We start from the raw sequence: 22195 nt of genomic DNA, 5'->3' as shown, positions 1-22195 counted from the left end.
TATGAGCGAGGAACACAGATCCGAACAAGCCACGCCACAGGCGACGGATAAGGTGGCCCCCGAAACCGTGGCGCTGCGCGCACGGCCACGGCCCGTCACGCGACTAAACCGTCGCATGCTCGCCCTCCTGGTGGCAGGGCTGTCGGCGGCGGTCTTGGGTGCCACCATCTGGTCACTGCAACCGCAGCGGCGCGGCGCGGGCGAGCACACCGAGCTGTACAACGTCGACCGGGTGTCCAAGTCGGAAGGGTTGGACATCTTGCCCGCTGACTATTCCATGCTGTCGGCCCCGGACGTGCCGTCCGATGTGCCGGAGCTCGGGCCGCCCCTGCCGGGCGATCTGGGGCCGGCCATCGTGAATAGTCAGCAGCCGGCGGTTGCCACCTATGCGCCGCCGGGGGTTGACGCGCAAGCTGCCGAACGCGAAGCGCGGCGTAAGGAAGCAGAAGCAGCAGCCGCTTCACCTGTATTCTTCCGCACCGGCCAGCCCACGGTAACGGCTGCGCAGGCGATGCCTGTCGCGCCCGGAATGGATGATTCCTTAGCTGCGTTCGACCCGTTGGCCGCAGGGCCAGCCTCGACGGAGGCGCAACCTACCGATCCCACTGCGGCACAGAACCGGCAAGACCAGAAAGAAGCCTTCCTGCAATCCGGTTCTACGCAAACCCGTAATTCTGGGGATTTGCAAATGCCGGCCTCGCCGTATCAGGTTATGGCGGGGACTGTAATCGCCGCTGCGCTGGTTACGGGCATCAAGTCTGACCTTCCGGGGGATGTGATCGGCACCGTGACTGAACCCGTCTATGATTCCGCGACCGGCAAGCACCTGTTGATTCCCCAAGGTTCGCGCATCCTGGGGCGCTACAACAGCCAAGTCAGCTATGGGCAAAGCCGGGTGCAGGTCGTATGGCATCGGGTCATCCTGCCTGATACGGCCTCATTGACGCTGGATAACCTAGTTGGTGCCGACCCGACCGGGTTCGCCGGCCTGGAAGACGATGTGGACTGGCATTGGAATCGCATCATAGGCGGTGCCGTGCTGACGACGCTCTTGGGCGTCGGAGCCGAGTTGGCCGCGCCGGAAAACCGGCAGGACGGCAACCGCGTCATCATCGCCGGACGCGACAGCGCCCAGGACAACATCAATCAGGTCGGCCAAGAGATGACCCGGCGCAACATGAACATCCAGCCGACACTGACTATCCGTGCAGGAATGCCGGTGCGCATCATCGTCAACCGCGACCTGGTGCTGCGACCGTACCAGCCGCTTTTCTTCAACAAGGGAGCGTCACACAATGACCACCACCCGAAAACTGCGGCTGGGACCGCTTCCCAAGACTGAAACTGTCAAGGTAACCTTCGTATGTCCGGCCAGCCTGAAAGCCGATCTCGACCGCTATGCAGCGTTACACACGCAGACTTACGGGAAAACCGTGAGTACAGTGACGTTGATCCCGCACATGCTGGAGGCGTTCATAGCGGGAGATCGTGGGTTTAGAAGAGGTGGCGAATGGAGCAGCAGGGAGAAAAATGGCTGATTTGATGCCTTTTGCGAGTGCAGTGCGCCAGTCACATAGAAACGTCGGAAAGCCAGGAGCGTGGTGATAAGATGCCTGGAGGCAGACGTATCTAGCCTAGCCGGCCACAGCCTTACGATTCCATGGCATACGCATCAACAGGCGGGCCATCCCGCAGAATCCAGATACACCAGCAAACACCAGGCCAGCGCCGATGGTTGCCGACAGCGCATGAAACCAGGGCGAGACTGTGGCGCCCAGCACAGCGCCCAACAGGACCAGCGAGCCTGCCGTAATCTGCACCTGGCGCTGCAACTCCATCGGCTGGGAAGTATCTGTCACCACGGGCAGCCCGGCCTTCTTCCAGGCATCGAGTCCCCCGTCCAGTACATAAGCCTCGCAGGCCGCACATGCGCTGAGTGTCTGAGCATTGATACGTGTGCGATTGCCGGAACGGCAGTGAAAGATGAGGCCCGCCGTGGCGTCGAGCGGTGCTGAGCTTTTCAGATCTTCCATGGGGACGTGGCGTGCGGCGGCGATGTGCTCGCGAGCATATTCGTTCGCTGCACGGATGTCGATCAGGATTGCGCCGTGATTCATAAGGTCTCGGGCTGCTTGGGGGGAAATAGGCTTTAAAGACATGAAAATTGACTCCGGACAGTCGGGTTCAGGGGCAGAAAATAGCCTTGAGTGTGGCAATGAGGGTGGCCACGTTTGGGTTGTCGATCCGATAATGCAGCGTTTGTGCCTCTCGGCGGAACGTCACTAGGCCCTCTTCGCGCATCTTGGCCAGATGCTGGGACAGCGCGGATTGGCTCAAGGGTACGTATTCATGCAGCGCACCTACCGTCATTTCCCCATGCTCGATCAGTAAACAGAGGGTCAACAGGCGGTGCTCATTGCCGACGGTTCGTAACATGGCAGCCGCCTGCTTCGCTCCGTCTTGTAGGAACTGCTTGTCTTTCATAGTCACAATCACAATTTATTTCGTATTTTTCTAATTTAGCATAAACTAATATATATTCAAGACTCCGTACCCCTGGATGGACAAGTTATGTTTCCTGCCGCTGACATTCAGTCCTTCTTCGATGAAGCCACCAATACGGTGAGCTATCTAGTTTCTGACCCATCCACCCGCCAAGCCGCCATCATTGATCCGGTGCTGGATTACGACCACCGCAGCGGCAAGGCTTCCACCACCTCTGCTGATCGCATGCTGGCCGCCGTCCATGCGCGTGAACTGCAGATTGCATGGATTCTTGAAACCCATGCGCATGCGGATCACCTGAGCGCAGCGCCTTACCTCAAAACTCGTACAGGTGCGCCTGTCGCTATCGGTGAGCATATTCGCGACGTACAGCGGATTTTCCGTCCAGTGTTTAACCTGGACGATGTTTTCTGCGACGGCAGCGAGTTCGACCGGCTGTTTCGCGATGGCGAAACCTTCCACATCGGTGCGCTGACCGTAGAGGTTATGCATACGCCAGGCCATACGCCCGCCTGCGTGTCGTACCGTATCGGTGACGCTGTGTTCGTGGGGGACACCTTGTTCATGCCTGATTACGGCACGGCTCGCGCTGACTTTCCAGGCGGTAGCGCATATATGCTGTACCTGTCGATTCGTCGGCTTCTGGCGTTGCCGCCAAAAACGCGTCTGTTCATGTGCCACGACTACAAGGCTCCGGGGCGCACCGAGTATGCGTGGGAATCGACCGTTGCCGAGCAGTGCCAGAGCAATGTGCATGTGCGCGATGGCGTGGGCGCCGAGGCATTCACCGAGATGCGCCAGTCTCGCGATGCCACACTTCCGGCTCCCACGCTGCTGCTGCCTTCCATTCAGGTCAACATCCGTGCGGGCCGCTTGCCGGAGTCTGAATCCAACGGCGTGCGCTACCTCAAGATCCCCGTCAGTTTGGCCGAGGCATAGGCCGGTTTGCTGCATCGGATGTGATCGAGTGAGGTAGAAAAGTGACGAGCGTGTGCGGGCACATGTAGCATAAGTCAGCGGCACTGCTATTGCAGACCTGACTTCGCCAACGGAGCAAGCTCGACCTTGACGTTAAGCTCCAATGCGTGGAGGTGCCAGTGATGTAGTCCTTCGCAACTGCTTGGGTGACCGTTTTAAGTCCAAATGCGGTCAGCCCGTCCATGACTGAGCTCGCTGCAAGGCAGACATCGCCCACAGAAACTAGAGCGATAGCAGCGGCTCGCAACATGAACATCCAACCTACGTTGACCACCCGCTCAGGGTTGCCAGTGCACATCATCGTCAACCGTGATCTGGTGCTGAGGCCTTACCAACCGCTTTTCTTCAACAAGGGGGTGTTCACAATGAGCGCGACTAAAAAAACAGCGGCTTGGGCCGCTGCCGAAGACCGAAACTGTTAAGTTAACCTTCCCGTGTCTGACTGGCCTGAAGGCCGATCTAGACCGCTACGCAGAGCTGCACGCACAAACCTATGGGGAATCGGTCGATGCCGTGACACTGATTCCACACATGCTGGAAGCGTTCATGGCGGGGACCGGGGGTTCACGAAGGGCGGAGGACGTCGTGTTGTGTTTGCATCAGAGGCATTGCCGCGAACGGCTTGGCCCCAGTTTCTGTCGGCCTTTCCGGCGTTTGCGTGAGGAGGGCTGGTTGGGTTAGAATAGTCTCAACACACCCGCCACACGTCCTATCTTCGGGTAGGGTTCTGCTAACGCAGACGTGCAAAAGGCGGGTTTTTTGCGCCCATATTACGCCCATGGCAATAAATCGCATTCCATTTAGCAAACCAGCGTCCTCGCCGGAGCAGCTTCTCCAGAAGCTGGAGCGGCAGGGGTTGGTCGTGGATGATTTTAAGCGTGGGCAAGCGCGTAATTACATGCGTTTCGTGGGCGGATATCGTCTCAAAGGGTACTGGCATCATCTGGTCGATCCAGTCACGAAAAACTTTCCCGCTGGATATCGGTTCGAACAGATTGTCAGCCGCTGCGAGTTTGATAGAGAGCTGCGAGCCCTGACCATGGCTGCCGTCGAGCGCCTGGAAATTGCGGTGCGGGTCGTGATGGCAAACCATCTGAGTCTGAAGCATTCTCCGCATTGGTTCCTGGATGGTAACTTGTTCAGGCAAGGGCGGCGGCAGGGCGCAGCTGAGCTTGTGGCGAAGATCGAGGCCGAGGTAGATCGAGCCCGCGACAAGACATTTGTGAAGCATTATTTCTCGCGGTACAGCGAACCGCATCTTCCGCCCAGTTGGTCAGTATGCGAGTGCGTAACCTTTGGGCTTTGGTCCAGAACCTATCAGTTGCTGAAGAATCCCGATGATCGCAAAGCAATCAGTCGGCGCTTCAATGTCGATGCGACTGAAGTATTTGAATCGTGGATTCATACTCTGACAGTTGTACGGAACATGGTGGCTCATAGCGGGCAACTGCTTCGCGTGACGCTTGGCGTTGCTCCCAGAGATTATCGTAAGGCAGACATTCGGTTTTCCGATTCAAAATCGTTCTATGCCGTGGCAACGGTTATCAATTACCTATTGCGACAAATAGGCCTACCGCTGGAATGGTCAGAACAGTTGAAAGCCCTGTTTGCCAAATACCCAGAGGTGCATTTGGCAGAAATAGGCTTCCCGATAGATTGGGGAAATCGACCAGGCTGGCTGTAATTAGCATCGGATTTTTCCGTTCAATAATTCTCCACTATGCGACGGATATGAGAAGCAGGCATTCCATACGGCAGGGCAATACAGCGTACCTCAGCGAAGCGCTGCAAAGTATGCCTGCATACCCTTGAATATGCTCCACGTTGATGACCAAATTCTTGGGACAAATTTGGGACAATTCAGTCGCTAAATCATGCCAATCGATGCCCATATCAAGCCAGAGACAAGTAAGGCGTAGTTTTATTAACTAATTGATTATAAAAGATAATTTCGCCTTTCTGTCCCCGACAGCAACTGCTCCTCCTCCACCATGGGCGTGTGGGCGGACAGATCGGCAGCAGAAGTCATAGCGCAGTACAGGTCAGGGAATTCAACAACAAGGCCGCCCAGAAGGCGGCTGAGTCGATATTGTAGCGAGGGCAGTCAAGTGGGGGATAGAGAAGCGGCTGATTTAGTCCCGCGTGTTTCTCCTTAAGGTGCAGGGATATCCCGATTTTGAGCATGGAAGTGCTTAATGCAATAATACAAATGATAATCAATTCTATTTCTAACACGGGATATTGAAATGTTCACACGTCGCCTTGCTTTGTCTGTCTTGTCTGCCGCTTTGCTAAGTGCCGGATCTTTTGCCCATGCCCAGCCGTCCGAGTCAGTCTCGCTGCCCTTGACGCCGGAGCTGGCGCAAAAGACGTCAATTACGGCAGAAGGGGCTTTACGCAAGGATCTGGCTTACGGGGTTTATCAAACGGTTTACAGCCCGTTTGATAAGTCCTTGTATGTGGCCTCGGCAGAGCGTGCGCCTTCGGTTCGGGGAGGTGTGATCTATAAATTGGACCCGATCACCCTGGATGTGAAGGGGACGATTTATACCGATGAAAGTAACTTCGGCCTGGCGATGAACGCGTCGGGCGACACCCTGTACGTCACCAATAGTCTGGCTGCTGCCGTCTCCAAAGTTGAGCTGAAAGAGGACGGGAGCCTGGAGCGAGTCCGCTTTAGCAATACCAGTTTTGATGACACCAAAATGGGGCCGCGCACGATTCGTCACGACTCCCAGCAAGGCCGTGTGTATGTGGGGGCCGTAGGTGCGCCGGCCGTGATCTGGGTGCTGGATGATCGTAATCTGGAACTGATCGACACCATTGAAAACGCAGGAAAATGGGTGACCGGTCTGCTGATAGATTCGGGATCGCATCGTCTGTATGCCGCCAATGGCGACGGCGAAGTGATGGTGATCAATACCCAAACCAACAAGATCGAACAGCGCTGGAAACCGGCTGGCGCCAAACCCGCCTTGCTCTTGAATTTTGCGCTGGATTCCAGGCGCAATCGTCTGTACGTGACCGAGACCAAAGACCAGAAAACCGTGTATGTGCTGGATGCCCGCAACGGCAAATTGCTGCAGGAACTGCCGGTGGGGGATGCCATGGATGTCTTGTATAACGCTGATCGCGACGAGCTGTATTTGACTCACCGCGAGCAAGGCAAAGTGTCTGTGCTGGATGGCGGCAGCTATGCGATCAAGGCGCAATACAACTTGCCTGATAACCCCAACAGCCTGGAGCTGGGCCCGGATAGCCAGTTGTACGTCACCGTTAAAGCTCCTTCCACTCCGCAGTACAAAGCCAGCAAGCGCGAAAGTGTGGTGCGTATTGACCTGAAGAACATCAAGGCTTGATAGGTAATCGTGATGACCAGCTTATTCAAGCCTTGCCTGGGACGCTCTCTCGTCCTGTCTCTGTTTGCTCTTCATTGTCAGGCTCAGGCGCAAGACCAGAGGGATGTTGCCCAGCCGCAGGAGTTGTCCACCATTACCGTTAATGCCAGTGCGGATGCGTCGCGTCAGGGCTTGTTGCCGGAGTATGCGGGCGGTCAGGTCGCCAGCGGCGGGCGAGTGGGGATATTGGGTTCTCTTGAAAACATGGACTCGCCTTTCAGCGTCAATAGCTACACCAGCCGCTATATCGAGCAATTGCAGGCGTCGACCGTAGCCGATGTGGTGCGCCATGATCCTTCCGTGCGCGTGGCCCGTGGTTTTGGCAATTTTCAGGAAAGTTTTTTCATTCGGGGCTTTTTGACGGCGTCCGATGATATTGCCTACAACGGTTTGTTTGGTTTGCTGCCCCGGCAAGCGACGGCTGCCGAACTGGCCGAGCGTATTGAAGTGCTGCATGGCGCAGGTGGCTTTCTGTACGGTGCCGCGCCTTCCGGCGGTGGTATTGGGGGCACGATCAATGTGCTGCCCAAACGGGCTGGCGAGAGCCCGCTGACCAAGGTCGGTGCAGGTTATGGTAGTGGCGGGCAAAGCCAGATCAAGGCGGATATTGCGCGTCGTTTTGCCGATGATGCGGCAGGCATTCGCATCAATGCCATCAAACGCAGTGGTGATACGGCGGTCGACAATGAGCACACCAGTCTGGACCTGTACACAGTAGGGGTGGATTGGCGTGGTGAGCGTGTACGTTTGTCGGCGGACTTGGGCTATCAAGAACATAAGCTGCGTGAAGTCCGGCCTAATGTGGCTTTAAAGGCGGGCTTGTCCGCTTTGCCGGGCTTGCCTTCGCACACGCGCAATTTCGCCCAGCCCTGGACCTACTCTAATGAGAAAACCATTTTTGGGACGGTACGCGGGGAATATGATCTGAATGATTCCATGACCCTGTGGGCTGCTTTCGGTATGAAAGATGGCAAGGAAAAAAATCAGCTTGCGACTCAGACGGTAACGGATGCCGTTTCTGGAAAAACCACCTTCTCGCGTTTCAACAATTCCCGACGTGATGACGTGAAAACAGGCGAGTTGGGTTTGCGAGCCAGTTTTGAGACCGGGCCTGTGTTGCATGAGCTGGTCGCTGCTGCTTCTTTGTATGACCACAAAGAGAAAAATGCCTGGGCTATGGGTAGCGTGCAGGAAAGTAATCTTTATGATCCTGTGAATCACGCCTTGTCACCCTTCGCTTATACCGGGGGAGATTTGGGTTCACCCGCTTTGGTGGGACGCACCAAACTGACCAGTTATACCCTGGGCGATCTGATGTATCTCTGGGACGACAGGCTGGAAGTCATGTTGGGGCTGCGCCATCAAATCATGGAAACGCGCAGCTATGACTATGGCACCCAGGCCTTGCAGCGTAAAGATCGTCAGCAGCACACCAGCCCTGCTGCGGGTGTGGTGTTCAAGCTGACTGATGAATGGGCTTTGTACGGCAACTACACGGAAAGCCTGGCGCAAGGCGATCTGGCACCGACTCGCTTTAACAATCAGCCGGTTCAAAACGCCGGGCAGCGCTTGTCGGCCTTTGTGGCCCAGCAAAAAGAGCTGGGAATCAAGTACGACAACGGTTCCTTGGGGGGCGGGCTGACCTTCTTTACCACGACCAAACCGCGTGGTGTGGTGAACGACGATCTACGCTTTGTGGAAGCGGGCAAGGATCGCCATAACGGGTTGGAGCTGAGCTTCTACGGCCAGTTGACGGACTCCCTGCGCATTCTGGGTGGGGTGACCGCCTTGGACACCAAGCAGAAAAACACGGGTGACCCGCTGAGCGAAGGTCAGCGCGTGATTGGCGTGCCGCGTTGGCAAGGCAGTCTGGGCCTAACCTGGGATGTGCCGCAGGTGACAGGCTTGTCGCTGGATACGCAGTTGCTGGCAACCGGTGCCCGTTACGCGGATTCGGCCAATGCGATCCGTGTGCCAGGTTGGGTGCGTTGGGATCTGGGGGCCAGCTATCAGCGCAAGATTTCCGGTGTGCCCATGACGTTCAGGGCCAGTGTCGAGAATGTGGCCGATACGGCGTATTGGGCTTCGGTCGGTGGCTATCCCAATAATGGCTATCTGGTCTTGTCGCAGCCACGCACGTTCATGCTGAGTGTCTCGGCGGAGTTTTAAGGAAAGGACCGGGCAGGGGGCACAGTCCTGCCTGTTCTCCACCACATAGGGCGTCCAGCAAATGTTTGACGCCCTTATCTCAAGCCCATCGCTATAACTTTTACAAAATAAATGTCCGGAAAGTGGGCTCTCAAACGTCTTTATAAGGAAGGCCTGAAAAAGGACCTCTTGCCCTGTCCGCTTGAATGCACCGTTTAGGTGGGAACCTCCTTGTCTGCTAAGTAGCGTGGAGCCGGTTTTGGTCTAAGCAAGTACCTGCCTTCTTGACCACTTTTGTTTTTTTGATCACCTGCCGCGCATGATACGGCGGGTGCAGATCTACGGTTTTTTGGGATTAGTTATGAAGTCCAATGCAGTAAAGCGCCGCTGGGCGTTGGCCCTGGTGGCGGTGCTGGTGCTGGGGGCGCTTGCCGCACAGGCCGGGCGTTCTTCAGAGCAGTTTGAAACGGTGGCCGTGGAGCAAAGTGATATACGCGCTACCGTTGCTGCGGTGGGAACTTTGAAGCCCAGCCGCTATGTGGACGTGGGTGCGCAGGTGTCCGGGCAGATTACGGCTTTGCCGGTTGCGCCGGGCGATCAGCTTGAGCAGGGCCAGTTGCTGGTGGAAATCGATCCCAGTGTGCAGCAAGCCACCGTCGATGCAGGCCGCGCTTCCTTGGCCGCGTTCCGGGCCCAGTTGGCCGAGCAGCAGGCTCAGCTTTTATTGGCGCGTCAGCAATTGGCTCGCCAGCGTCAACTGGAGCGCCAGCAGGCCAGCCGTCAGGAAGATATTCAGATTGCCCAAGCCAATCTGGCGACTGCGCAGGCTCGGGTAGCGCATGTGCAAGCGCAGATGGAGCAGACTCAGGCCACGCTGAAAGCCGATGAGGCACGCTTGGGCTATACGCGCATTTACGCGCCCATGAGTGGCACGGTCATTGGCGTGCAGGCGCGTGAAGGCCAGACGCTGAATGCCACGTATCAAACTCCCAACATTCTGCGCATTGCAGACCTGAGCACCATGACAGTGTGGACCAGCGTGTCCGAGGCCGATATTCGTCGTATCAAGCCCGGTATGACCGTCACCTTCACGACTCTGGGAGAGCAGGGCGAAACGCGGGCGCGTCAATGGCAGGCCAAGGTTCGCCAAATCATGCCTGCGCCAGAGGGCAGCACTCAGGATGAAAGCACGGCGGCGGCACCGACTGCCACACAGGCCATCATGTATACGGTGCTGTGTGATGTGGCCAATGAAGACGGCGAATTGATGCCGCAGATGACGGCGCAGGTGCTGTTTGAGATTGATCGTGCCGACCAGGCCTTACTGATACCCCTGGTGGCTTTACGCCCAGACCCCGATAGTGGTCCTGATGCTTTTACGGTGCCGGTGCTGGAGCGGGGCAAGGTGCAGGAAAAGCCGGTCGACCTGGGAGTGCGCAATCGTCACCAGGTACAAGTCGTGAACGGGCTGGCTAAAGGGGAGCACGTTGTTCTGGCGGTGCTCACTCCTGAGCGTGGCTGGCGGTGGCTGCAATGGTAGGGGCTGCACCTCCTTTGATTGAGCTGCGGGACATTAACCGTATCTATGGCGGCCCGCCCAGCACTAAGCCTCCTGTGCAGGTTCTGTTCGATGTCAGCTTGAGTATTGAGCCGGGTGAGTTTGTGGCGATTGTGGGGGCCTCGGGGTCCGGTAAATCGACGCTGATGAATCTGCTGGGTTGTCTGGATAAACCCAGCAGCGGCACCTATCTTTTTCAAGGTCGGGATGTCGCGCAGCTCAGTCCTGATGAACTGGCCCAGTTGCGCCGTGAGACCTTTGGTTTTGTCTTTCAGGGCTATCACCTGATTCCGACTGAAAGCGCCAGTGAAAATGTCCAGATGCCTGCCATTTACGCGGGAATGGATGAGGGCGCGCGTGCGGCACGTGCCGCAGAATTACTCAGTAGCCTAGGTCTGGCGGACAAGCTGGATAACCGGCCCAATCAGTTGTCCGGCGGCCAGCAGCAGCGGGTGTCGATTGCTCGTGCCTTGATGAACGGTGGCCGTGTCATTCTGGCCGACGAACCCACGGGTGCGCTGGACTCGCGCAGTGGTGCAGAAGTGATGGCCTTGCTGCGCAAGCTCTCGAACTCTGGTCACACCATTATCCTGATTACGCACGATCATGAGGTCGCGGCGATGGCAGACCGGATTATTGAAATTCGTGACGGCTGCATCCTCTCGGATAGCCGCCCAGAAACGGCCACCGAGCCCAAGCTTGAGCAGTCTTTACCACCGCCCGAGCACCGCCGCTCGCCCTGGGTTTCGGAGATCAAGGATGCTACCCGCAGCGCCTTGCGCAGCATGTTCATTAACCGTCATCGCACGGCCTTGACCTTGTTAGGCGTGATCATCGGGGTGGCCTCGGTCATCGTGATGCTGGCGGTGGGTGAAGGTGCCCGCCAACGTGTCATGGATCAGATGGGCACGATGGGGACCACGATCATTTACTTGAGCAGTTCATCACCGCCCAATGGGGTCGCCAAGGGACAGCTGACAGAAGAGGATCTGGAGGCGATTGGCGAGCTGCCATTGATACGGCGTGTCATGCCGGTGATTGGAGATCCGATTACCGTGCGGCGTGGCAGCGTGGACCGCCAGGTGTATGTGTTTGCCGCCAATGAAACCATGCCGGATATTCATCGCTGGCAGCTGGCACAAGGTCGCTACTACACCGATGCCGAGGACCGGGATCTGGCTCCCCTGGTTGTGCTGGGACATCGTGCCGCCAAGCAATTCTTCCCCGATATGGACGTGCCGTTGGGGCAGCAGCTCCTGATCGGCAATTCACCTTTTGAGGTGATCGGGGTGATGCAGGAGCGCGGTGCCGATTCGGGCGCACAGGACTATGACGATATGGTGTTTGTGCCTTATCACGCGGCACGTGCTCGTGTGTATCAGGCCCAGACGCAGCCCGACTATGTGGTGATTGATGCACAGGACAGCTCCACTGTTCTGGAGGCGGAACAAGACATGCGCCAGTTGCTGACACAGCGTCATGGCGGGCGAGAAGACTTTTCAATCGGGAATGCGGCGGCTCGCTTGCAGGCTGAAGCGTCCACGCGTCAGGCCATGAGCATGATGCTGGGCCTGATTGCCGCCGTGTCTTTGGTGGTAGGCGGCATTGGTGTCATGAATGTGATGTTGATGACGGTGCGTGAACGTACACGGGAAATTGGCATACGCATGGCAACCGGTGCGCGGCAAAGTGACATCATGCGCCAGTTTCTGACCGAGGCGGTTTTGTTGACGATTACAGGCGGCTGCCTGGGCGTGCTGGCTGGTGCTGTGGTGGGTATCGGCCTGATTTTTGGTGGGGTGGATGTGGTGTTTTCCTTGCGGGCGGCCTTGGGCGCCTTTGGCTGCGCCGTGGTGACGGGCATGGTTTTTGGCTATATGCCAGCACGAACGGCGGCCGCGCTGGACCCCGTTCAGGCTTTGGCAGGGGAGTAAGCATGGCTCATTACCGATGGATAGCAGGGGCCATGAGCACGCTTGTGCTGCAAGCGTGCGGCTCCTTGTCCTCTGATCTGGACAAGACCCCGCCGACGCTGCCCCAGGCGTATCAACAGCAAGCCAAGGCGACACCCAGTCCTGTACTGGCCCAGGTAGAGCCGGAGTGGTGGCGTGCTTATAACAGCCCCGCCTTGAACAGCCTGATGCAGGAAGCCTTGAAGGACGTGGCGGTGCTGCGTCAGGCACAGGCCCGGATCTTGCAGGCGCAGGCTCAGGCACGCATGGCCGGAGCCAGTTTGCTGCCGGAATTGCAGGGCAATCTGTCTGCGCAAAGAGATGCGCCGTTTTCTTCCTCGCATGGAGACACTCGCTCGCAATATGTGGCCGGTGTGTTCATGAGCTACGAGCTGGATGTGTGGGGACGCAATCGTGCTCAGGCCGACAGTGCCGTGTTCCTGGCCCAGGCGGCAAATTACGAGCTGGATGTGCTGCGTGTCAGCGTGCAGGCGCAGGTGGTGCATTTAAGCCTGCAAGCCTTGGGCGACAAACAGCGCGTGGCCATTGCCCGTCAAAACCTGGCCGTTGCGCAACGCTTGTTGAGCCTGCTGGAAGCACGCTTGCAGGCGGGGGCAGCTTCGCCTTTGGAGCTGGCACAGCAACGCCAATTGCTGGCTTCGCAACAGCGCAAATTGTTTGTGATTGAAGAACAGGCCATTCGCACGCGGGTGGAGCTGGCGACCTTGTTGGGCCGTACTGAAATCATGCCCGAGCCGCAGGAGGATATTGCCAGCTTGCAGGTGCCGGAGCTGGAAGCAGGTCTGCCTTCACAGATCTTGTCGCAGCGCCCTGATATTGCGCGCATCGAGGCCCAGTTGTCAGCGGCTCATGCCGATGTGCATGTGGCGCGCGCTGCCATGTATCCCAGCCTGACCTTGGGGGCGCGGGCAGGGGCATCGGGCAATCATTGGGAAGAAAGCTTGCGCCATCCGGTCTACAGCCTGATCAGCGGGCTGGTGGCGCCTATCTTCAATGCCGGTCGTCTGGAGGCGGGGAAGGATTTGAGCGACGCCCGTTTGCAGGAATGGCTGGCGCAGTATCGGCAGACCATTGTGCAAGCTTATATGGATGTGGAAGGCGTGCTGGCACAACTGCATAGCCTTGATGCCCAGGCGCAGACTATGGAGCTGGAGTGGGAGCAAGCCAGGCTGGCGTTTCAACTGGCCGAAGCACGTTATCGCTCTGGCTCGGAAACCTTGCTGTCTTTACTGGATGCGCAGCGTACCTTGTACGCCGTTCAGGATGTGCGCGTCAGTTTGATGCAGGCGCGTTTGCAGTCCCGCGCGGCGCTCTTCCGAGCGCTGGGCGGGGGCTGGCAAGCTGGCTCAGGCAGCCTGGCTGATCAGGGGACGGTGGCAGAGGCTGGGGTCTAGCAGGCTGGCAGCCGCCTCATCCAGCAGGATGTGGGTGTTGGCGTGCTGCTTCAAGGCTGTGAAAGGCAGCTCGGGCGTGACACCGCCTTCCTGATAATTGAGCATGGTGCGAGCCTTGTGCTCGCCGGTGACCACCAGGGCAATTTCACGGGCGCTCAGAATATCGGCAATCCCCATGGTGATGGCCGATGCAGGCACTTCGTCCATGGAGTCAAAAAAGCGGCTGTTGTCGATACGGGTGCGCTCGGACAGGGCCACCACATGGGTGCGGCTGTCAAAAGGGGTGCCCGGTTCGTTAAAGCCGATGTGGCCGTTGGTGCCTACGCCCAGCAATTGCAAGGCGACACCCCCACTGGCCGCAATCGCGGCGGAGTAGTCCTGGCAGTGCTGCTCCAGCTCTTGGGTCAGGCCATTGGGCAGACGCAAACGGGCAGCCTCAAAAGGCAGTTGGCCGAACAGGTGCTGGCGCATGTAGTAGGCGTAACTTTGCTCGTGCTCTGCCGCCAGACCCACATACTCATCCAGATTGAAGCTGTTGATCTTGGAGACATCCAGCCCATTGGCACGTACGTCCTGTACGAAACGGGCGTAGACGGGTTCCATGGTCCCCCCGGTTGCCAGACCCAGAGTCGCTTGTGGATCCTGACGAATAATTTCCTGAAGACGGGCGCTCAGGTGTGCCGCAATGGCGGCGGAATCGGGGAAGACTAAAAACATAATCTTGTTCTATGTATGGGCTGAATAAGTTGAAAAAAAACTTCGCCGCAAGCACGGCGAAGTTTGATCTTTCGAAATTCTAATGGGACAAAGATGTAACGTCAGTTTTTTTTTGCAAGCAAGTGACACGTTTTAACTATCTTGTTTGCCAGTCTCTCCCAGGAAGCCACCACTTTGACGTGCCCACAAACGAGCATACAAACCACCTTGTTCCAGCAATTCCTGGTGGCTGCCTTGCTCGATGATGCGGCCCTGATCCAGCACAATCAAGCGGTCCAGTGCCGCAATGGTGGACAGACGGTGGGCAATGGCAATTACCGTCTTGCCGTGCATCAGGGTGTTGAGGCTTTCCTGGATGGCGGCTTCCACTTCGGAGTCCAGCGCGCTGGTGGCTTCATCCAGTAACAGGATGGGGGCGTCTTTCAGCATGACGCGGGCAATTGCCACACGCTGACGCTGGCCGCCAGACAGTTTCACACCGCGCTCGCCCACATGCGCCTCCAGGCCCTCACGGCCCTGGCGGTCATGCAGTTGCGGGATGAAGTCGGCAGCAGCGGCACGCTCTACCGCCATATGCAGCAGCTCGTCGTTGGCATCCGGGCGGCCATACAGAATGTTGTCGCGCATGGAACGGTGCAGCAAGGAGGTATCCTGCGTCACCATGCCAATGGCGGCACGCAAACTGTCTTGCGTGACGTGGGCAATGTCCTGGCCATCAATGCGAATGGTGCCGCTATCCACATCATGGAAACGCAGCAGCAAGTTGACCAGCGTGGATTTGCCCGCGCCAGAACGGCCAATCAGACCAACGCGCTCGCCCGGTTTGATCACCAGATTGAGCTTGTCGATCACCTGACGGCTTTTATCGCGGTAGGCAAAGCTCACGTCCTGGAATTCGATGCGACCTTGCTCGATTTGCAGGGGCTTGGCATCGGGAGCATCTACCACCGTGGGTTTTTGCGTCAAGGTATTGATGCCGTCCTGAATCGTGCCTACGTTCTCGAATAGATTGGTCAGCTCCCACATCAGCCAATGGGAATGGCCGGACAGGCGCAGTGCCATGGCAATGACGGCCGCCACTACACCGGCTGTGGATTGATCAATCGACCACAAGTACAAGGCCAGGCCTGCCGAACTGATCAGCAAGACAGTAGCCAGCACATGGTTGGTCACTTCAAACATGCTGATCAGACGCATCTGGGCATGGCCGGTTTCCTGGAAGCGGCGCATCGCGTTCTTGGCATGGTCTGCTTCACGGCGTGTGTGGGCAAACAGCTTGACCGTGTTGATATTGGTGTAGGCGTCGGTAATACGGCCCGTCATCAGCGCACGGGCGTCGGCCTGTTCAGCCCCGACTTTGCCCAGACGGGGCACAAAGTACACGCAGGCCAAAGCGTAGCCTACCAGCCAGAGCAGGAAGGGCAGGATCAGCAGGCGGTCAAAGCTGCCCGCCAGAATCAGAATACCGATCAGGTAGGCGCTCATGCCCACGACCACTTCCACGGCCATGAACAGCGTTTCACGCACCGCCAGAGCGGTTTGCATGATCTTGGTGGTGATGCGACCAGCAAACTCGTCCGCGTAAAAGGACATGCTCTGATTCAGCATCAGCTTGTGAAACAGCCAACGCAGGCGCATGGGGAAGTTGATGGCCAGCACCTGGTGCATGACCAGCGTATGCAGGCTGATCAGCACGACGCTGCCCAGCAGAACAGCGGCAATGGTCAACAGCGTGCCACCCTGCTGGCTCCAGAACTGGGCAGGTTCAATCGAGGGCAGCCAGTCCACGATATAGCTGAGCAGGGCAAACAGCATGGCCTCGTAGGCCGACAGGCCAATCGAGGTTACGGTCATCAGGCCAATCCAGCCGCGTGAATTTTTCGTACAGGCCCAGATGAAGGGGAAAAATCCTTTGGGAGGAGGGGCGACGTGTTGTTCGGGATAGGGATCTAATCGACGTTCAAAGAATGACAGCACCGAATGGGCTCCAGCGTACGGCCCTCTGGATGACAGGGCCGTTTAGACAAATAGAAAACCGCTTCCGGGGTATGAAGCGGCAATTTTTGATGGTACAGCAGTCATTCTGTCTGGCTGAAGAAAACCTGATAAAAACACAGTCTTTGTGTTGTAGGAGCGTCAAATAGACTGATAAATAGGTTTTTTACTTCGGACGAAGGTTGTTTGAGAGTGTCGAGCCTCGGATGAGACTAGCCGCTGTATTCTGAAGTTTTGCTCCTGCAGCAAGAGCTTCAGGGATGATTATCTCATTGATAATCGAGATTAGCGTGTTGATGCTAGTAGCTGTTATTTGAAATTGTGCGCTTGAGTATTGGCTCGAGGATATAGGGCCAGTTGGGCTTATATGGAAAGTATGGGCTTTTTTAATTGCAACTTCTAATTTTTTGTTATTTTCCCAGAAATTTTTAGGGAGTGATAAAAGTGTTGTTGGAGAATCTCGCATTGCTGCAACACCAATTTCACTATTCCCATGGCGATAGTAGTAGAGCAATGTATTGCTGTTTCTAGGGCCTTTAAATTTTAGCCCTGAGTCGACTAGAGCTTTATGAATTTTATCGACACCACCAGATTTATCATTATCGGAGAGAGATTTAAGTAAATCTTCTTTTGCTGACATGGATTGCCTCCTATTTGATTTCAGGAACTGGTTTTTAATTCTTATTGTAATTAAAATTATTTTTTTTGCATTCGAGAAGGCGTGGGAAATATTAGATTTTTAGCTGTTATCTGTTCACTTGATAACCTTTAATTAGATAGGGCTGACGTATAGTCAGCCCTAGGGGGTGGAGGGTGTTACTAACTAGTAAGCCACCACCTGACCATCTTTACGTGGGTCGGAGCCGCCCACGTAATGATTGCCCTGACGCAGAATCAGTTGTGCACCGCCAAAGGCGAACACACCGCTGCCGGGTTCAACGACGACTTCATGACCGCGCTCGCGCAAGGCCTGAACCAGCGCCGGATCGAAAGTGGGTTCTACTGCCACCCCACGGCCACCCGTCACGCGCCAGCGTGGGGCATCGGCAGCGGCCTGCGGGTTCTGACCGTACAGCAGAACACGCAGTGCCATTTGCATATGGCCTTGCGACTGGAATGGGCCACCCATCACACCAAAAGACATTTGAGGGGTGCCATCGGCATTCATGGCAAAGGCCGGAATAATGGTGTGCGAAGGGCGCTTGCCACCGGCCACTTCATTCACATGACCGGGGCGCAGGGTAAAGCCATGACCACGGTTCTGCATGCTGATGCCGGTGCCGGGAACGACCACGCCGGAACCAAAACCCATGTAGTTGGACTGGATCAGGGACACCATCATGCCGCTGGAGTCGGCGGCGGTGACATAGACCGTGCCGGAGGGGCCAGGCAGGCCGTGCTTGGGGTCGCCTGCCTTGTCCATCTGAATCAGGGCGGCGCGCTCGCGCAGATAGGCCGGGTCCAGCAAATGCTCGGGATGATGAATCATGTGCTCCAGATCTGCGTGGTGCTCGTACAGATCGGCAAAAGCCAGCTTCATGGCTTCAATGCTCAAATGCACCGTGTCGATATGGTCCAGCGGCTGCTGGCCCACACCAGCTTGTTCCATGATGCCCAAGGCCATCAAGGCCGCCAGACCTTGTCCATTGGGCGGGATTTCGTGAATCACGGACTGGGCAAAAGGATGGCTGATGGTGCCGCACCAGTTCGCGCGGTGCTCGGCCAGATCCTGCTCGTCCATGGCGCCGCCATGCTGGCGGGAGAAGTCGGCAATGCGTTTGGCCAGCTCGCCGGTGTAGAAGTCCTGACCCTGGGTGGCCGCAATGCGTTCCAGCGTATTGGCCTGGTCCTGGTTCTGATACCACTGGCCAGCGACAGGGGCTTTGCCATCACGTAAAAAGGCTTCGGCAAAACCGGGTTGATCGCCCAGACGCTGACGGCCTAGCTCCCACAAGCGCGCGATTACGGGCGAGACCGGGAAGCCTTCTCGGGCGTAATGAATCGCGGGGGCGGCCACTTGCTCCAGACTCAGACGGCCCAGCTTGCTGGATAGCTCGGCCCAGGCAGAGACCGCACCGGGAACGGAGACACTTTCCCAACCCTTGTCGGGGATGGCATCGTGACCTTTGAAACGATCCGGCGACCAGCCACGGGGAGAGCGCCCGGAGGCGTTCAAGCCATGCAGTTCTTTGCCGTCCCAGACGATGGCAAAGGCATCACTGCCTATCCCGCAACCCGTGGGTTCGACCACAGTCAGTGTGATGGCGGCCGCCAGGGCGGCATCGACGGCATTGCCACCAGCCTGCAACATGCGCAGGCCCGCTTGCGCGGCCAAGGGGTGGGAGGTGCTGACCATGTTCTGGCCAAGTACCGCAGAGCGGGCGGACGGGTAGGGGTTGTTCCAGTCCAGACAGGTGTCAGTCTTGTTCATTGAATCTGTATTCCAGTCAGTTGGATCAGGCCTTGCCAGCGTGCGCTGTCCTCGCGGACCAGAGAGATAAACTCTTCTCGGCTGGTGCTGCGGGGTTGGTCCACGCCCAATGTTTGCAGGCGCGAGCGTACTTTGGGGTCCTGAACGGCATGTGAAAAAGCCTCATAAGCCTTGTCACGAATTTCGTCGGGCAAGCCTGCGGGGGCGTACAGGCCAAACCAGGTCACCGACTCATAGCCCGGCAGGCCGGACTCCTGAAAGGTGGGCAAATCGGGTGCCAGCGGCGAGCGCTGCTGGCCGGTTACCGCCAGGGCGCGCAACTGGCCGCTGTTCACATAGGGCATCCCGGTGGGGATGGCGTCCAGTAAAACATGAATGGAGCCGCCCAGCATATCGTTAATGGCCTGACCGGTTCCGCGGTATGGAACGTGGGACATGACGATATTGGCCTGATTCAAAAAGGCTTCGGTGCCCAGGTGCACGATGGTGCCATTGCCACTGCTGGCGTAGTTCAACTCATCAGGATGGGCGCGAGCGTAGTCAATCAGCTCTGGCAGCGTTTGTACGGGTACGGACGGGTTCACCAGCAGGACGCTGGCGGCATCGCCCAAGTGAGCGATAGGGGTGAAGTCTTTTTCTGCATCGTAGGGCAGGGACTTGTACAGGTGCGGAGCAATCGCGTGGGTGCTGCTGGTGGTGAACAGGAGGGTGTAGCCATCGGGCTTGCTGCGAGCGACTTCGCCTGAACCAATTGTGCCGCCCGCGCCCGTGCGGTTGTCCACAATGATGTTGGCGTTCATCGCTTTGGCCGCGCTTTCGGCAATCAGGCGGCTGATGACGTCGGTGGCACCGCCAGTGGGGAAGGGTACGATCAGGCGAATGGGACGATCAGGCCAATCGCTGGCATGGGCCGCCACGCTGCTGACGGCCAGAACAGCACCTAATAAGGTTTGGGCAAGACGCCGCCAGGGGCGACGGGTCGATGGGGGCTGCGCGTTGCTTGCGGCGTTGCTGGGTCTTGTCATGGCTATCTCCTCAATCAAGAGATGATAGGAAAGGCGATGATGCCGAACCAGCAACAAATAAGCAGGTCAGTGTTGCTATTTTGGCAAGGCTAGAGGGTCGACCTCAAGCTGTGGCAGCAACTCGTCCAGAAAGCGGCGAACAATAGAGGGCAAGCGGCGGCCAGCCAGGGCCTGCACTTCAATTTGGCGGTTCAACAGGCCGCGTTCATGAATGAAACTGGCTTGCAGCAAACCTTGCTCAATCAGGTGACGAGCCGAGAGCAAGGCCGACACCGTCACGCCTGCGCCGGACAAGGCAAATTGATGCAGAGACTGCATGTGATTGCTGCTGAATACCGGGTCCAGACTCAGGTTCTGTGCGCTGCAGGCCACATCCATCATTTGCCGCACGGTGGTGTCGGGGCCGGGCAAGGCCAGGGGGTGTGCCAGAAGGCTTTTCAGGCTGATGCGTTCGGTACGGGTTACCGGGTGGCCGGGAACCGCCAGAGCCATGACGGGCGCATCGCGGCGGAACAAGGTCTTGATGTCTTTTTCAGCCGTCTGGGTGAATTTGATGCCTATATCAATCTGGCCGCTTAGCAGCAGCATGGTGATGCGGTGTGGCGGCAGTACGTCCAGTTGAAAACGTATGCCCTGATGCTTTTCACGAAACTGTGCAATGCATTGCGGCAGTAGCTGGGCGGCCAAACCTTCAGAGGAGGCGATGCGTATCAGGCCGGTTTGCAGCCCTTGCAAGGCGGCAATATCGTGCAAGGTGCGCTCGGCATCCATGGCGCTGCGACGGGCATGGGCCAGCAGCAGTTCTCCCGCAGCGGTCAGGTTCATGCCACGGGCATGGCGCTCGAACAAGGCCATACCCAGGTTTTCTTCCAGTCCGCTGATCTGGCGGCTGATGGCCGATGTGGCCACATGCAGATTGCTGGCCGCCTGCGAGATAGAGCCACAACGCGCTACTTCCTGGAAGTAGCGCAGTGCGGTCTCCTGAAGATGGCGTGGGTTCATACCAGACTGCCGCGCAGCTCGGCGGCAATCTCGTAGGAGCGCAAGCGCTTGTTATGGTCAAAGATATTGGCGTTCAGCATCAGCTCGTTGGCGCCGGTCAGTTGAATGAAGCCTTTCATCTGTTCAAGCACTTGTTCCGGATTGCCAATGGCCGTACAGCTGAGCAGGGAGTCCAGCAGATGCTGGGCGGATGGGCTGCATTGCTCGTAGTAGTCGCGTACGGGCGGTGGCAACTGGCCGGGACGACCACTGCGCAGGTTCACAAAAGACTGTTGCCAGGAGGAGGCCAGTAGTTTGGCTTCGTCTTCCGTGTCGGCGGCAAAGACGTTGTAGCCCAGCATGACGTAAGGTTTTTCCAGATGCACGGAAGGCTGGAACTGACGGCGGTAAACCTCAATAGCATCCATCAATTGAGCAGGTGCAAAATGCGAAGCAAAGGCGTAGGGCAAGCCCAAGGCGGCGGCCAGTTGAGCACCAAACAGGCTGGAGCCCAGAATCCAGACCGGCACATTCAGTCCGCGACCGGGCACGGCCATGATGCGGTTGCGCGGCTCGTCGGACATATAGTCCATCAGTTCCAGCACGTCGCGCGGAAACTGGTCGGGGTCGCTGTTCAGATTGCGGCGCAAGGCGCGGGCGGTTTCGGGGTCGGAGCCAGGGGCACGACCCAGGCCCAAGTCAATACGGCCGGGGTACAGGGAGGCCAGCGTTCCAAACTGCTCGGCAATCACCAAAGGGGAATGGTTGGGCAACATGATGCCGCCCGCGCCCACACGAATGCGGCTGGTTTGACCGGCAATGTGCCCGATCAGAACTGAAGTGGCAGCACTGGCAATACCGGGCATGCCGTGGTGTTCGGCCAGCCAGTAACGGTGATAGCCCCACTGCTCGGCATGACGGGCAATGTCCGCCGAACAGCGAAAGGACTGGGCCGGTGTGGAGCCCTGAACAATAGGGGACAGGTCTAGGACGGAGAGCGGATAGCTTGGCTTCATGGCATCAGATTCAAATTGGACTCAGGATATAGTCGATCCATCGTTAGGCAGCGTCAAGTAAACCCATAGCATAGGC

18 protein-coding genes and 2 pseudogenes are annotated in these 22195 nt (G+C 57.4%); 11 read left to right on the top strand and 9 right to left on the bottom strand.

Features of this window, described 5'->3' with window-relative positions; genetic code table 11:
- The first annotated feature begins 1 nt into the window (after position 1).
- Both MID00_RS02425 and MID00_RS02420 read left to right on the top strand, forming a co-directional pair.
- Positions 2-1342 carry a TrbI/VirB10 family protein gene (locus tag MID00_RS02425; protein WP_254499622.1) on the top strand — a complete coding sequence of 447 codons (1341 nt, stop codon included), beginning with the start codon at positions 2-4 and terminating at the stop codon, positions 1340-1342.
- Positions 1296-1538 carry a DUF2274 domain-containing protein gene (locus tag MID00_RS02420; RefSeq protein ID WP_118994246.1) on the top strand — a complete coding sequence of 81 codons (243 nt, stop codon included), beginning with the start codon at positions 1296-1298 and terminating at the stop codon, positions 1536-1538. Before MID00_RS02425 ends, MID00_RS02420 begins: the two co-directional genes overlap by 47 nt.
- A 96-nt stretch (positions 1539-1634) precedes the next feature.
- On the opposite strand, the gene MID00_RS02415 is transcribed toward MID00_RS02420, so the two are convergent.
- Entirely contained in the window at positions 1635-2159 is a 525-nt protein-coding gene (locus MID00_RS02415; protein ID WP_118994247.1) for a rhodanese family protein, read from the bottom strand.
- 25 nt (positions 2160-2184) lie between these two features.
- The gene (locus tag MID00_RS02410; RefSeq protein WP_118994248.1) at positions 2185-2496 is read right to left on the bottom strand and encodes a helix-turn-helix transcriptional regulator; all 312 of its coding nucleotides are present in this window, start codon (positions 2494-2496) and stop codon (positions 2185-2187) included.
- 75 nt (positions 2497-2571) lie between these two features.
- On the opposite strand from MID00_RS02410, the gene MID00_RS02405 reads away from it, so the two are divergent.
- From MID00_RS02405 to MID00_RS02370, 9 genes and pseudogenes are all read left to right on the top strand, one after another.
- Positions 2572-3444 carry an MBL fold metallo-hydrolase gene (locus MID00_RS02405; RefSeq protein ID WP_118994249.1) on the top strand — a complete coding sequence of 291 codons (873 nt, stop codon included), beginning with the start codon at positions 2572-2574 and terminating at the stop codon, positions 3442-3444.
- Between the two features lie 281 nt (positions 3445-3725).
- A pseudogene (locus tag MID00_RS20645) lies at positions 3726-3905 on the top strand (hypothetical protein); the annotation flags it as partial.
- A pseudogene (locus tag MID00_RS02400) lies at positions 3883-4038 on the top strand (DUF2274 domain-containing protein); the annotation flags it as partial. The pseudogenes MID00_RS20645 and MID00_RS02400, both read left to right, overlap by 23 nt.
- A 307-nt stretch (positions 4039-4345) precedes the next feature.
- Positions 4346-5167, top strand: coding sequence for an Abi family protein (locus tag MID00_RS02395; protein WP_164878368.1), 822 nt, complete (start codon positions 4346-4348; stop codon positions 5165-5167).
- A 562-nt stretch (positions 5168-5729) separates the two neighbouring features.
- A complete protein-coding gene (locus tag MID00_RS02390) occupies positions 5730-6842 on the top strand; it encodes a YncE family protein (RefSeq protein ID WP_115634125.1) in 1113 nt (370 codons plus the stop codon).
- A gap of 12 nt (positions 6843-6854) precedes the next feature.
- Positions 6855-9050 carry a TonB-dependent siderophore receptor gene (locus tag MID00_RS02385; protein WP_250756816.1) on the top strand — a complete coding sequence of 732 codons (2196 nt, stop codon included), beginning with the start codon at positions 6855-6857 and terminating at the stop codon, positions 9048-9050.
- Between the two features lie 340 nt (positions 9051-9390).
- Complete coding sequence (locus MID00_RS02380; RefSeq protein ID WP_254499621.1) at positions 9391-10569, top strand: efflux RND transporter periplasmic adaptor subunit; 1179 nt, start codon at positions 9391-9393, stop codon at positions 10567-10569.
- Entirely contained in the window at positions 10563-12521 is a 1959-nt protein-coding gene (locus MID00_RS02375) for an ABC transporter permease (protein WP_254499620.1), read from the top strand. Before MID00_RS02380 ends, MID00_RS02375 begins: the two co-directional genes overlap by 7 nt.
- Positions 12522-12553: 32 nt before the next feature.
- A complete protein-coding gene (locus tag MID00_RS02370) occupies positions 12554-13954 on the top strand; it encodes an efflux transporter outer membrane subunit (RefSeq protein WP_254499619.1) in 1401 nt (466 codons plus the stop codon).
- Here MID00_RS02370 and MID00_RS02365 read toward each other — a convergent pair.
- The 7 genes from MID00_RS02365 to MID00_RS02335 all read right to left on the bottom strand — a co-directional run bounded on the left by MID00_RS02365 (position 13907) and on the right by MID00_RS02335 (position 22119).
- Entirely contained in the window at positions 13907-14671 is a 765-nt protein-coding gene (locus MID00_RS02365) for a glucosamine-6-phosphate deaminase (protein ID WP_254499618.1), read from the bottom strand. The genes MID00_RS02370 and MID00_RS02365 overlap by 48 nt on opposite strands.
- Before the next feature lie 132 nt (positions 14672-14803).
- Positions 14804-16648, bottom strand: coding sequence for an ABC transporter ATP-binding protein (locus MID00_RS02360; RefSeq protein WP_254499617.1), 1845 nt, complete (start codon positions 16646-16648; stop codon positions 14804-14806).
- Between the two features lie 184 nt (positions 16649-16832).
- A complete protein-coding gene (locus MID00_RS02355) occupies positions 16833-17306 on the bottom strand; it encodes a hypothetical protein (RefSeq protein ID WP_250756821.1) in 474 nt (157 codons plus the stop codon).
- Positions 17307-17489: 183 nt separating this feature from the next.
- The gene (locus MID00_RS02350; RefSeq protein ID WP_009457854.1) at positions 17490-19097 is read right to left on the bottom strand and encodes a gamma-glutamyltransferase family protein; all 1608 of its coding nucleotides are present in this window, start codon (positions 19095-19097) and stop codon (positions 17490-17492) included.
- Positions 19094-20122: a tripartite tricarboxylate transporter substrate binding protein gene (locus MID00_RS02345; RefSeq protein WP_250756822.1), complete on the bottom strand. Its 1029-nt coding sequence runs from the start codon at positions 20120-20122 to the stop codon at positions 19094-19096. The genes MID00_RS02350 and MID00_RS02345 overlap by 4 nt, the downstream gene beginning before the upstream one ends.
- Positions 20123-20197: 75 nt before the next feature.
- Positions 20198-21124 carry a LysR substrate-binding domain-containing protein gene (locus tag MID00_RS02340; RefSeq protein WP_009457852.1) on the bottom strand — a complete coding sequence of 309 codons (927 nt, stop codon included), beginning with the start codon at positions 21122-21124 and terminating at the stop codon, positions 20198-20200.
- Entirely contained in the window at positions 21121-22119 is a 999-nt protein-coding gene (locus MID00_RS02335; protein WP_022983518.1) for an LLM class flavin-dependent oxidoreductase, read from the bottom strand. The genes MID00_RS02340 and MID00_RS02335 overlap by 4 nt, the downstream gene beginning before the upstream one ends.
- Positions 22120-22195 lie beyond the last annotated feature (76 nt).

The organism is Alcaligenes sp. NLF5-7 (assembly GCF_024266725.1).
GTDB classification, from domain to species: domain Bacteria; phylum Pseudomonadota; class Gammaproteobacteria; order Burkholderiales; family Burkholderiaceae_B; genus Alcaligenes; species Alcaligenes phenolicus.
The sequence above is the reverse complement of the archived record's forward strand: the minus strand, read 5'-3'. Positions and strand labels throughout refer to the sequence as shown.

Coding starts and splice junctions, on each gene's coding strand:
- MID00_RS02375 (WP_254499620.1), top strand. CDS start 10,563: ATGGTAGGGGCTGCACCTCCTTTGATTGAGCTGCGGGACATTAACCGT.
- MID00_RS02385 (WP_250756816.1), top strand. CDS start 6,855: ATGACCAGCTTATTCAAGCCTTGCCTGGGACGCTCTCTCGTCCTGTCT.
- MID00_RS02345 (WP_250756822.1), bottom strand. CDS start 20,122: ATGACAAGACCCAGCAACGCCGCAAGCAACGCGCAGCCCCCATCGACC.
- MID00_RS02415 (WP_118994247.1), bottom strand. CDS start 2,159: ATGTCTTTAAAGCCTATTTCCCCCCAAGCAGCCCGAGACCTTATGAAT.
- MID00_RS02390 (WP_115634125.1), top strand. CDS start 5,730: ATGTTCACACGTCGCCTTGCTTTGTCTGTCTTGTCTGCCGCTTTGCTA.
- MID00_RS02365 (WP_254499618.1), bottom strand. CDS start 14,671: ATGTTTTTAGTCTTCCCCGATTCCGCCGCCATTGCGGCACACCTGAGC.
- MID00_RS02405 (WP_118994249.1), top strand. CDS start 2,572: ATGTTTCCTGCCGCTGACATTCAGTCCTTCTTCGATGAAGCCACCAAT.
- MID00_RS02420 (WP_118994246.1), top strand. CDS start 1,296: ATGACCACCACCCGAAAACTGCGGCTGGGACCGCTTCCCAAGACTGAA.
- MID00_RS02425 (WP_254499622.1), top strand. CDS start 2: ATGAGCGAGGAACACAGATCCGAACAAGCCACGCCACAGGCGACGGAT.
- MID00_RS02335 (WP_022983518.1), bottom strand. CDS start 22,119: ATGAAGCCAAGCTATCCGCTCTCCGTCCTAGACCTGTCCCCTATTGTT.
- MID00_RS02355 (WP_250756821.1), bottom strand. CDS start 17,306: ATGTCAGCAAAAGAAGATTTACTTAAATCTCTCTCCGATAATGATAAA.
- MID00_RS02370 (WP_254499619.1), top strand. CDS start 12,554: ATGAGCACGCTTGTGCTGCAAGCGTGCGGCTCCTTGTCCTCTGATCTG.
- MID00_RS02380 (WP_254499621.1), top strand. CDS start 9,391: ATGAAGTCCAATGCAGTAAAGCGCCGCTGGGCGTTGGCCCTGGTGGCG.
- MID00_RS02350 (WP_009457854.1), bottom strand. CDS start 19,097: ATGAACAAGACTGACACCTGTCTGGACTGGAACAACCCCTACCCGTCC.
- MID00_RS02340 (WP_009457852.1), bottom strand. CDS start 21,124: ATGAACCCACGCCATCTTCAGGAGACCGCACTGCGCTACTTCCAGGAA.